Origin of the sequence: Sphingopyxis sp. KK2 (assembly GCF_001990265.1) — a bacterium.
In the GTDB taxonomy this organism is placed as follows: Bacteria; Pseudomonadota; Alphaproteobacteria; order Sphingomonadales; family Sphingomonadaceae; genus Sphingopyxis.
The window spans coordinates 1-10,994 of the sequence record NZ_LYVN01000135.1 but is presented as its reverse complement, the minus strand read 5'-3'; the positions used below and the strand labels follow the sequence as shown (position 1 = coordinate 10,994).

Below are 10,994 nucleotides of genomic sequence, written 5' to 3'. Positions count from 1 at the left end.
GACGATTTTGCCGAGCGGTGACACCGCGACCGCCCCGAGCAACACGAGAAACGCCACCCCCGCAACGGCGAAGACGGGGCCGAGGTAGAGGAGGACCCAGTCGTTGATCGCTACCTCGGCGTCGAAAAAGGCCTGCCGCTGCCAAAGGCTGAAGCCGACCGCGGCCGCAAGGATGGCCAGCGGGACGAGGAATACCGGGCGGTTGATGCGGCGCGGCGGTGCGGGTGGCAAAGGTGATGTCGCTCGAAGGAAACAGGAACCCCAGCATGACGCGACCGGCGGCGCGGGTCAAACGCCATCGGAACGGGTTGCCGACGCGCGCGTTTCGACCGACAGACATGTCTCGCGAGGAGAAGTTCGATGACCAGGATGATTTTTGCCGCCGCGGGGGGCTTTGCGCTGCTCGCCGGGGTGCAGGCCGCTGCGTTCGAGCCGTTGCCCGATGGCACCACGACCGAGGAACGCGCCAATACGGCCCGGCTCAACGCCGAGCAGCGCGCGCGTGGCGAAGCCGAGAAGGCCGCCTATGAGCAGCAATTGGCCACGATCGCGCAGCAGGAAGCCAATTCGCAAGCCGAATTCGCCGAGGAAACCGCAGCCTATGAGGCCGAGAAGGCGCGTGTGGCGGCGATGTCGGCGGAGGAGCGGATCAAATGGGAAGCCGATGTGGCAGCTTGCAAGGCAGGTGACCTGACGCGCTGCGCGGCGCCGGCGGTTCCGCCCAAGCCGTGACCGATGGCGGCGCCGGTCAAGGCGCCGCTATTCCGCTGGTCGGCTAGCTGACGGCTCTGCCGCTGCCACGGTCTTTGTTGCAACAGCCTCGGTCGGCGGTGGAGGCGGCGCCACGCCGGGCGGGGGGGCGACCGGGTGACCTGCATCGCCGACGGGCGCGACAGGCAGGGCGGCCACCGGAGACTGCATCGCGATGACGGGGCCGGCCTCGACCTCTTCGAAACGCCCGCCATAACGATAATCGTCGGCGGGTTCGTCGGCGGCATAATCGATGGCAACAGCACCGAGTTCGCGAAACTCGTCGGCCATACGGCCCTCGCGTGCGAATTTGGATTGCAGCGTCGACCCATAGCCATGGCGGTCGGCACAATCATAACAGGGATCGACCGCCTCGCTGTCGACGCCAAGTGCTTCGGGATTGCCCGTCAGTTCGGCATAAGATGCGGTGGAGGCTGCGTCGGCGCCCATTCCACCGGTCGCCATCTGCCCGAGCAGCAGGCCGCCGACGGCGCCGATCCCGGCGATTCCCAGCCATCCCAAGGCCCGCAGCGATGCCCCTTTGTCTGCCATGACCGTCAAACGCGGGGCCGGCATTCGGGTTGCATCGATCATTCGGGGCTGCCTCTGGCCATTCGTCGACGCCTGAGCGCGCTTTGTCCTGCAATCGACGGAGCGAACCGGCCGGTCGAACCATCGCGGATTCGGCCGAAGAATGCCGGTATCCCTTCAAATGCGGGATACGGGGGCGTGGCCTTCCCCGGTCCGGGCCCTCGTATCCCGCATCCCCCGAAGAGAGGACTCCCCCATGGCGAAACTTACCCTGATCCTGCTGGCGGCGCCGATTGCGCTCACCAGTCTTTCCTTCCCCGCCGCCGCGCAGGAGAAGAAGACCGTGATCGTCCGCTACGACGATCTCAACCTTTCGAGCGTGTCGGGCCGTGAGCGGCTGAACACCCGCGTCAAGATGGCGGTGCGCGACGTCTGCGGCACCCGCATGGCGCAGGGCCTGCGCGCCGAGCAGAAGGCGCGCTATTGCGAGGATGTCGCGCTTAAAGATGCCGACGTGAAGCTGGCGGCGCTGTTCAACGGCGACGGCACCGCACTGGCGTCGCGCGGCCCGGTGGTCGTCGCCGCTCCCTGACGATGTCCCTCGGCCCATCGGCCGGAAAAGAAGGCGGTCATGCTCCGGCATGGCCGCCCTTTTCGTCAGTCCTGCATGATTGCCTTCACATCGTGGAGGTAGGTGCGGCCGATGCGATGGACGCCGCCTTCGCCGAGATCGACGCTCCACGCGCCGTCGCCATGATGCTTGAGCCCGGCGATGCCGTCGCGGCGGACCATTTTCGAGCGGTGGATGCGCATGAACTGGTCGGGGTCCATTCGCGCCTCGAGCGACTTGATCGTCTGGTGGATCAGCCAGCTGCGCGCGCCGACATGGAGCCGCATATAGTCGCGTTCGGCCTCGATCAGGTCGACCTGGCCTGCGTCGATGCGCAGCATCTCGCCGCGATTCTGGACCCAGAATTCGCCGATCCATTTGCTTTTGGGCGACCGCCCGCGGTCGGCGGCGCGCCATTCGCGGACGCGCGACAGGGCGCGGCCGAGGCGGTCGGGCGATACCGGCTTGAGTAGATAGTCGACCGCGGCGACGTCGAAGGCAGCGACGGCATATTGGTCGAACGCGGTCACGAAGATCACCGCGGGCGGATTGTCGAGCCCGTCGATCGCCGCCGCGACGTCGAGTCCGTTGAGACCGGGCATCGCGATATCGCACAGCACGAGGTCGGGCGCGAGCGCGTCGACAAGGCGCAGCGCCGAGGCGCCGTCGGTCGCGGTGCCGACCAGCGACACGCCATCCTGCTGGCCGGCGAGAATCTGGAGCCTTTCGATCGCCAGTGGCTCGTCGTCCACGATCAGCGTGCGCAAAGTCTGGATCATCGCATCAGCACCCCTGTTGCGCGAGCGGCAGCCAGAGCGAGACGACGAACCCGCCGTCGTCCGACTTGCCCCATTCGCAGCCCGCCGTCGGGCCATATCGCGTCATCAACCGTTCACGGACATTGCCGAGGCCGAGCCCGGTGCCGGGTTCGGGCACCGGCGCCTTGGCGTCGATGTCATTTTCGATCCGCAGCACCAGGAGGCCATATTCGGCGCTGGCGGTCAGGCGGATCGCGATCGTGCCCTTGCTGGGGGCGACGCCATATTTGATCGCATTTTCGATGATCGGTTGCAGGATCAGCACCGGCACGCACGCATGCTCCAACTCCTTGGGCATCGATACCTCGACGCGCAATCGGTCGGGGAAGCGCGTCTGCTCGATATCGAGATACAGCCGCTGGAGCGCGATTTCCTCGTCGAGGCTGACGAGCTGTTCGGGATCGATCGCGAGGCTTGAGCGCAGGAAGGACGAGAGGTTCATGATCATCGTCTCGGCCTCGGCCTTCGATCCGCGCATCACCAGCGTCGAAAGCGAATTGAGCGTGTTGAACAGGAAATGCGGATTGACCTGATAGTGCAGCGCGCGGAGCTGCGCGGTCTGGGCCTCTATCCGGTAGCTGTCGGCGCGTCGTTCGACAGCGTGCATCTCGTTCGCATAGCCGAAGGCGACATAGAGCGCCGCCCACACGGCAAAGAAGAAATACCAGCGGATCGAGCTGTCGAGGATCAGCACTGTTTCCCAGGCAACCGGGTATTTTTCCTGCACCTCGGCGATGATCGTGGCAGTGTCGGGGCCCGGAAACCAATAGTAGAAGACGAGCAGGTTGATCGTGGCATAGAGGACCACGAGCGGGATCGCCGTTCCCAGCGCCGCTGCCAGCCGGGCGCCGAAGCTTTGCGGCTGGACGCGCTGCAGCAACTGATAGAGCACGAATGTGCAAAGGATGCCCGCGACCACGACGATCGCGCGCCGGCCGGCGAACTCCCATTGGTCGGGCGCGCCGGTGAGCAGCGCGAGGCCGGTGGTGATGAGGAAATAGAGCATCCACATCGCGATGATCGAGCCGATCGCGACGCGCGGGTCGACGCGCGCGTCGGAGGCTCTCCAGTCGGGCGCGGAGGCGAGGAATCTGGCGCGGCGATCGCTCTGGGCCAGCTTGCGGTCGGAGATATTCATTGGCGCCCTCCTATCGCAGACCGCAGCGAAGGGCGAGTCGGCGCCCGGCCGCCAGTCGAAGGCGAGGGGAGGTTGGTCGAAAGCGCCGGACGCTCAACCCGCACCCGCCGGCTGCGCCATGGCCCCGCGCCACGCACCGTGCCGGTACACCGCCCAGGCGAGGCCGAGCGAGGCCAGCGAGGAGAGCGGGAAGCTCCACCAGATCGCGTCGGCGCCCAGCACCGGATAGGCGAAATGATAGATGCCGAAGCGCACGGGGAACATCGAGACGAAGAGGATGATCAGCGGCGGCACCACCGAGCCATTGGCGCGCAGGGTGCTGATCAGCACGATGGTCGTGCCGAAGGGCAGGAAGGTCCAGGTCGCGATATACTGGATGTTGCGCGCGACCTCGATCGCTTCGCTGCCGTTGCCGAGGAAGAGCGCCAGCGCCGCGCGGTCGAAAAGCAGGAGTAACGCGATGAGGATGCCCGTCATCGCGAGGTTGATCGCGATGCCGCTGTTGGTGACGCTCGACACGCGGTCCCAGCGCCCGGCGCCGATATTCTGTGCCGCCATCGAACTGACCGCGGCGCCGACTGCGAGCGCGGGCATCTGGATATAGTTCCACAGCTGCAGCGTGGCGCCATAGGCGGCGGCGGTGACCAGCCCCTCGCGATTGACGAGACCCACCATGACAAGCCCGGCGCCCGAGATGACGAGCATCTGCGCCCCCATCGGCAGGCCGCGCCCGATGATGAAGCGCAATTCGCTCCATTTGGGGAGGAGATAGACGAGCTCGCGGCCGCGAAGTCGCAGCACATGATTCTTCGCATAGAACCAGCCGATCATCCCAGCGAGCGCGATGATGCCGGCGAGCGCGGTGGCGAGCGCGCTGCCCGCGATACCGAGGCGGGGGAAGGGGCCGAGGCCGAGGATGAGGATGGGATTGAAGACGATGTCGAGCACCACCGCGAGGATCATGAAGCGCAGGGGAGTCACCGCGTCGCCCGCGCCGCGCGACGCCATCATCAGCGTGACCGACAACATGCTCGCGGGGACGGCGAGGAAGGTGACGCGCAGATAGTCGTGCGCGAGCGCAAAAGCCTCGGGCGGGGTTTTCAGCAGGCGCAAAATCGAGTCGGAAGCGTACCAGCCGATGATTGCGATAATGACCGAGAAGATCAGCGCCAGCCCGATCACGCCGCCCGTGGCGCGGCGCGCAGCATCGACATCGCCGCGCCCGATCGATTGGCCGATCAGCACCGTCGCCGCCATGCCGAAGCCAAAGAAAGCGCCGAACATCAGGAACATGATGATATTGGCATTGGCGGTAGCGGCAAGCGCGCTTTCGCCGAGGAACTGGCCGACCCAGATCGAGTTTACCGAACCCGAGAGCGTCTGCAGGATGTTCGATGCCAGCGTCGGCAGCGCGAACAGGATCAGCGTCTTGGCGATCGGCCCCTGCGTGAGGTCCATCCGCCCGCCGCCACGCGCGGTCTGGCGCGGCGGAACGGCATTGGCCGCCGGGTCGGCGGCCGCCGCGACCGGCGTCGGCGTGACGGGGGCTTCGCCGTCGCTCACCCCAGGCGCGCGAGCGCGGCGGTCAGGCGGTCGGCCTCCGCTTCCTTGGCGGCGTGGTCGGCACGCGCCTTCTCGACGGCTTCGGGCTTGGCGCGCTCGACGAACGACGGATTGTTCAGGCGTCCGGCGAGGCTGTCACGTTCCTTGGCCGCGGCGGCGAGCGCCTTGGTCAGCCGTTCGCGCTCTGCGGCGATGTCGATCACGCCTTCGAGCGGGACGGTGATCGTCTCGCCCTCGACGACGAGCTGCGCCGAGGCACCCGTGGGCGCGGGATCGAAGCTTATGGCCTCAAGCCGCGCGAGACGGTCGAGCTGCGCCGACAGCTTGTCGGTGCGGGGCTTGAGCGACGCCGGGAAATGCGCGGTAAGGCGTGCGCCCGGCGGCAGGCCGAGTTCAGCCTTGGCGGTGCGCAACTCGCTGACGAGCTTGATCAGCCAGTCGATGTCGGCGCTCGCCTCGGCATCTTTTTCGGCAGCCGGCGCGGGCCATTTCGCGGTAATGAGCGGATAGTCGGCGCGCCCGCCGAGCCCGGTCCACAGCTCTTCGGTTATGAAGGGCATGAAGGGGTGGAGCATGACGAAGATTTGGTCGAGCACCCAGCCGGCGACGGCCTTGGTCTCGTCATCGATCGCGCCCTTGATCAGTTCGAGATACCAGTCGCAGAAGCGGTCCCAGGCAAAGCTGTAGATTGCGTTCGCGGCCTCGTCGAAGCGGAAGGCCGCGAGCGCGCGGTCCATCGCCGCGACGGTGTCGGCGACCTCGCCGATGATCCAGCGGTTGACCGGCAGCGTCGCGGTCGGGGCTTCGAGGCTGGTCGAGGCCACAATGCCATTGGCTTCGCAGAAGCGCGCGGCGTTCCACAGTTTGGTCGCGAAATTGCGATAACCCGCGAGGCGCGCGTCATCCATCTTGATGTCGCGGCCCTGGCTTTCCATCGCCGACATGAAGAAGCGCAGAGCATCGGCGCCATACTGGTCGATCAGCCCGAGCGGATCGACGACATTGCCCTTCGACTTCGACATCTTCGCGCCATCGGGCGCGCGGACGAGGCCGTGAAGATAGAGGGTCTTCCACGGCACATCGCCCATGAACTCCATCCCCTGCATCGCCATGCGTGCATCCCAGAAGAAGAGGATGTCGAAGCCGGAAATGAGGACGTCGTTGGGATAGTGGCGCTTAAGCAGGTCGGTGTTCTCGGGCCAGCCGAGCGTCGCGAAGGGCCAGAGCGCGGAGGAGAACCAGGTGTCGAGGACGTCCTCGTCGCGCCAAATGTAGATCGTCTTTTCGTCCAGATTCAGATAATCTTCCGAGGTCGTCGGATGATCTAGAATCTCCACTTTATAGGCGTCGCCGTAAAATGCCTGCGCGTCCGCCGCTGCCTCTTCTTCCGAATTGGCGACGAATATCTCGCGTCCTTCGCGGGCTTCCGGACTGACTACCAGTTTGCCGTTATCCAGACGTTTGGGGCCGTACCAAGCCGGAATCCGGTGACCCCACCAAAGCTGGCGCGAAACGCACCATGGCTGGATATTCTCCATCCAGTTGAAGAAGGTCTTTTCCCACGTCTTGGGGACGATGTTGATGCGCCCGTCGCGCACGGCCGCCATCGGCGGCTGGGCCAGCGTTTCTGCATCGACATACCATTGGTCGGTCAGCCACGGCTCGATTACCACGCCGCCGCGGTCGCCGAAGGGGGTCTGGATCGTGCGCGGCTCTGCGTCGTGCTCGACGACCTCGCCCTCTTTCGACGTCACGACATGCGGGATCAGGAAGCCGGCTTCCTTCATGCGCGTCACGACCAGTTCGCGCGCGCCGTCCTTGCCGTCGCGCTTGAAGCGGTGAAGGCCGAGATATTCGTCGGGGATCAGCCCGTCGGCGGTCTGGATGACGTTTGCGTCGCCGTCGAGCATGTTGAGCATCTCGCCGGGCTTGAACCCTGCGCGCTTGCCGACGTCGAAGTCATTGAAATCATGCCCGGGGGTGATCTTCACCGCGCCGCTGCCCAGTTCGGGATCGGCATGTTCGTCGGCCACGACCTTGAAGCGGCGGCCGGTGATCGGCTGGAGGATGTCCTTGCCGATCACGCTCTTGTAGCGCGCATCGTCAGGGTGGACCGCGACCGCCATGTCGGCGAGCATCGTTTCGGGGCGCGTCGTCGCGACCTCGATATAGTCGCGCCCGTCGTCGAGTTTCATTCCGTCGGCGAGCGGATATTTGAAATGCCAGAAGCCGCCTTGGACCTCGTGCGTCTCGACCTCGAGATCCGAGATCGCGGTCTTGAGCTTGGGGTCCCAGTTCACCAGCCGCTTGTCGCGGTAGATCAGGCCTTTCTTGTGCAGGTCGACGAAGACCTTGACTACGGCCCGCGTGAAATGCGGGTCCATCGTGAACTGCTCGCGCGACCAGTCCATCGAACAGCCAAGGCGACGGAGCTGGCCGGTGATCTGGCCGCCGCTTTCGCCCTTCCACTGCCAGACCTTCTCGACGAAATCTTCGCGGCTGTAGTTGGTGCGCTTGTCCTGCCGCTCCTCGAGCTGGCGTTCGACGACCATTTGCGTCGCGATGCCGGCATGGTCCATGCCGACGACCCACAGCGCATCCTTGCCGCGCAGCCGCTCGTAACGGATCAGCACGTCCTGCAGCGTATTGTCGAGGGCATGGCCGATATGCAGCGCACCGGTGACGTTCGGCGGCGGGTTGACGATCGTATAGGGGGTGGCGTCGGGACGCGCAGGGCGAAACAGCCCGCGGCTTTCCCATTCATGGGCCCATTTCGCCTCGATTGCGGCGGGATCGAATGTTTTTTCCATCGGCATAGCCGGGCGCCTTTGCCAGCCGGGGTGCGGGCTGGCAAGCCGGATCGGCGGAGACTAGACTGTCACCGGCTGGCAGGAGCGAGGCTATGGACGATCCTATGCGTAGCGGCGTCATCCGCTTGGCAGACTATGCGGCGAAAGTGCCGACGCCCGAAGGCGAACGATCGGTGCTCGCGCTGAAACGCGGGACGCTCGATGTTAGGCTGTCGGTGCCTGTCCCGCCGAACCGCCAGACGCCGCACGAGCAGGACGAGCTTTACGCTGTCATCCGCGGCCACGGCGTGCTGATCCACGGCGACGAGCGCACGGCCTTTTCAGCCGGAGACCTGCTGTTCGTCGCGGCCGGTGTCGAGCATCATTATGCCGATTTCAGCGTCGACCTGGCGCTGTGGCGCATATTCTATGGCAAGGCCGGCGGCGAGCTTCCTGAGTAGCCCGCCGCCCTTCATGGCCTATTTCTTGAGGTAGGTCTTCATCCAGTCGAACACCGTGCCATACCATTGCACGCTGTTCGCGCCCTTGAGCACCCAATGGTTCTCGTCGGGGAAGACGAGCAGTTGCGACGGAATGCCGCGGCGCTGGAGCGCGGTGAAGCTCGCGATGCCCTGCGTATAGGGAATGCGGAAATCCTTTTCGCTGGTGATCACCAGCATCGGGGTCTTCCACTTCGCGACATGGTTCACCGGGTTCCATTTTTCATATTCTTCGGGAACGTCGTAATAGGTGCCGCCATGCTCCCACTCGTCGAACCATAGTTCCTCGGTCTCATAGGCCATGGCGCGCGCGTCGAACACGCCGTCGTGCTGGACGAGGCATTTGAAGCCGTCGGGCCACTGGCCCGCGATCCAGTTGGTCATATATCCGCCGTACGAGCCGCCGAGCGCGCAGGCGTTGGCGATGTCGAGCGATGCATCCTGCTTGCCCGCCGCAGCGAGGCCGAGCTTGAGGTCTTCGAGGGGCTTGCCGCCCCAATCCTTGTTGATGCTGTCGGTGAAGGCCTGGCCGTAGCCGGTCGAGCCGTGGAAATCGATCGTCACCGCAGCGTAGCCGGGCGCCGAGAAGAGCCGCGGGTTCCAGCGCGTCGACCAGCCATTGCCGAAGCTCGACTGCGGGCCGCCATGGATCAGGAAGGCAACGGGCAGCTTGCCCTCGGCCTTCGCCGGCTTGACGATCTGGCCCCAGACCATGTCGCCGTTGGCGCCGGCGAATTGCAGTCGCTTGACGTCAACGGGGTCGATTTCGGCCATTTGCGCCTTGTTGACCTCGGTCAGGCGGGTCACCTTGCCCTTTGCATCGCGGACGAACAGGTCGGTCGGGTCGGCGATGCTGTTGCGGCTGTAGAGCAAAGCGCCGCCGGGCAGCGGGGTGACGTCGCCAATATTGCCTTCCCACTGGTCGATCGTCGCCTTCAGCTTTTCGACCTTGCCGGTCTTGGCGTCGACCTTGAACACCGGATGGTCGAGCACATCCTGCGCGGTGACGTAGAGCGACTTGCCGTCGGGCGCCCAGGCGATCGAGCCGACCGAGCGGTCCCAAGCGTCGGTGAGCTTGCGCGTCTCGCCGGTCGCGAGGTCGCGGAGCATCAGCACCTGCCGGTCGGCCTCATAGGTCGGGCGCGCCATTGCCGCATAGGCGAGCCATTTGCCGTCGGGCGAGGGGGTGGGCAGGGTGTCGGTGGCTTCATTCGCCTCGGTCAGGTTCACCGGCATCATCCGGCTGTCGACGAGCCAGCTGTAGATATCGAGGTTGGTCGACATCGGCTCGTTCCGGTCGGCCTTGCGCAGCGTGAAATAAACGGTTCGGCTGTCATTGCCCCACGCGAGTTCCTCGCCGCCGCCGAAGGGCTTCGACGGGCTGTCGCCGATCAGGCCCGCGTCGACCGGGCGTTCGGTGGTCGCCTTGCCGCCTTCGAGGTTGAATACGAACGGGCGGCTGTAGGTGCCCGGCGTCTCCCATTCGTCCCAGTGGCGCACGAAGCCGACCCCGTCCTTGTAGAGGCGGCCGGTGCCGGGGCCTTGCAGCGCGCCCTTGTCCTTGGCGTCGCAGCCGAAGCTGGTGCATTCCTTGGCGATGTCGCCCCAGGCGAGCAATTTGCTACCATCGGGTGCGATCTTGAAGCCCGACACATCGGCCATGGTATCGGTGACCTGCACCGCGGCACTGTTCGGGGTTCCGAGATCGACCCGCCAGACCTGGCTCTTGCCCGACGCGTTGGAGAGGAAGAACAGCGTCCCGTCCTTGTGGAAGGCGGGGGCGCTTTCATTCTTGTCGGGGGTGTCGGCGATCCGCACCGGTGCCCCGTCCTTGGCGTTGCGGTCGACGAGCCACAGGCCGGTCGAGCGCTTGTAGGTTTCGGGCGCGGTCTCGGTCATCTGATACACCACCCAGCGACCGTCGGGCGAAGCGGTGAGCGCCGCGAGGCGCTTGAGCGTCGCAAGGTCGACCTCGGTCATCGGCCGAGCGAGAGCGGGTGTCGAAAGGGCGGCGGCGAGCGCGATCGCGCTAGTGAGGATCAGGTTACGCATGCAACGGCTTTAGCGATGCGACAGGCGCGTTCAAGCGCGAAGCGGCGGGCACATCGGTCACGATCCGAGGGTGGCGGAAAAGCGGGCTTGGCGGAGGCAAATCATTCCTCTCTGGATTTGCCGGCGCCTTCGCGGCATCGGCCCGCGACCGAAGGAGAAGCCTGTGACGAAACCGGGGCCGAGTCGGCTGTTCATCCCGCTGCTGGCCGGCGCGAGCCTGCGCGACCGAATGATCGCCAGCGC

10 protein-coding genes and 1 pseudogene are annotated in these 10,994 nt (G+C 65.5%); 3 read left to right on the top strand and 8 right to left on the bottom strand.

The window, feature by feature from the left end:
* Nucleotides 1-231: pseudogene (locus B1A78_RS17650) on the bottom strand (BCCT family transporter); the annotation flags it as partial.
* 129 nt (nt 232-360) lie between these two features.
* Between B1A78_RS17650 and B1A78_RS17645 the strand changes: the two are divergent.
* Nucleotides 361-732: a hypothetical protein gene (locus tag B1A78_RS17645; protein ID WP_144037886.1), complete on the top strand. Its 372-nt coding sequence runs from the start codon at nt 361-363 to the stop codon at nt 730-732.
* Nucleotides 733-759: 27 nt separating this feature from the next.
* On the opposite strand, the gene B1A78_RS17640 is transcribed toward B1A78_RS17645, so the two are convergent.
* Nucleotides 760-1,302: a hypothetical protein gene (locus B1A78_RS17640; RefSeq protein WP_077148223.1), complete on the bottom strand. Its 543-nt coding sequence runs from the start codon at nt 1,300-1,302 to the stop codon at nt 760-762.
* Nucleotides 1,303-1,537: 235 nt separating this feature from the next.
* Here B1A78_RS17640 and B1A78_RS17635 point away from each other — a divergent pair, with 235 nt between their 5' ends.
* A complete protein-coding gene (locus B1A78_RS17635) occupies nt 1,538-1,873 on the top strand; it encodes a UrcA family protein (protein WP_077148222.1) in 336 nt (111 codons plus the stop codon).
* Nucleotides 1,874-1,938: 65 nt separating this feature from the next.
* Here B1A78_RS17635 and B1A78_RS17630 read toward each other — a convergent pair whose 3' ends face one another.
* The 4 genes from B1A78_RS17630 to B1A78_RS17615 all read right to left on the bottom strand — a co-directional run bounded on the left by B1A78_RS17630 (nt 1,939) and on the right by B1A78_RS17615 (nt 8,226).
* Complete coding sequence (locus tag B1A78_RS17630; protein WP_077148221.1) at nt 1,939-2,670, bottom strand: LytTR family DNA-binding domain-containing protein; 732 nt, start codon at nt 2,668-2,670, stop codon at nt 1,939-1,941.
* Between the two features lie 4 nt (nt 2,671-2,674).
* The gene (locus B1A78_RS17625) at nt 2,675-3,847 is read right to left on the bottom strand and encodes a sensor histidine kinase (protein ID WP_083734275.1); all 1,173 of its coding nucleotides are present in this window, start codon (nt 3,845-3,847) and stop codon (nt 2,675-2,677) included.
* Nucleotides 3,848-3,940: 93 nt separating this feature from the next.
* Complete coding sequence (locus B1A78_RS17620) at nt 3,941-5,410, bottom strand: MATE family efflux transporter (protein WP_256839152.1); 1,470 nt, start codon at nt 5,408-5,410, stop codon at nt 3,941-3,943.
* A complete protein-coding gene (locus B1A78_RS17615; protein WP_077148220.1) occupies nt 5,407-8,226 on the bottom strand; it encodes a valine--tRNA ligase in 2,820 nt (939 codons plus the stop codon). The genes B1A78_RS17620 and B1A78_RS17615 overlap by 4 nt, the downstream gene beginning before the upstream one ends.
* An 86-nt stretch (nt 8,227-8,312) precedes the next feature.
* Here B1A78_RS17615 and B1A78_RS17610 point away from each other — a divergent pair, with 86 nt between their 5' ends.
* Nucleotides 8,313-8,660 carry a cupin domain-containing protein gene (locus tag B1A78_RS17610; RefSeq protein ID WP_218667998.1) on the top strand — a complete coding sequence of 116 codons (348 nt, stop codon included), beginning with the start codon at nt 8,313-8,315 and terminating at the stop codon, nt 8,658-8,660.
* 18 nt (nt 8,661-8,678) lie between these two features.
* Here the strand turns inward: B1A78_RS17610 and B1A78_RS17605 are convergent, their stop codons facing one another.
* Both B1A78_RS17605 and B1A78_RS23000 read right to left on the bottom strand, forming a co-directional pair.
* The gene (locus tag B1A78_RS17605; RefSeq protein ID WP_077148218.1) at nt 8,679-10,751 is read right to left on the bottom strand and encodes a S9 family peptidase; all 2,073 of its coding nucleotides are present in this window, start codon (nt 10,749-10,751) and stop codon (nt 8,679-8,681) included.
* A gap of 57 nt (nt 10,752-10,808) precedes the next feature.
* On the bottom strand, nt 10,809-10,994 hold a 186-nt coding region (locus B1A78_RS23000), incomplete at its 5' end, for a hypothetical protein (protein ID WP_218667997.1).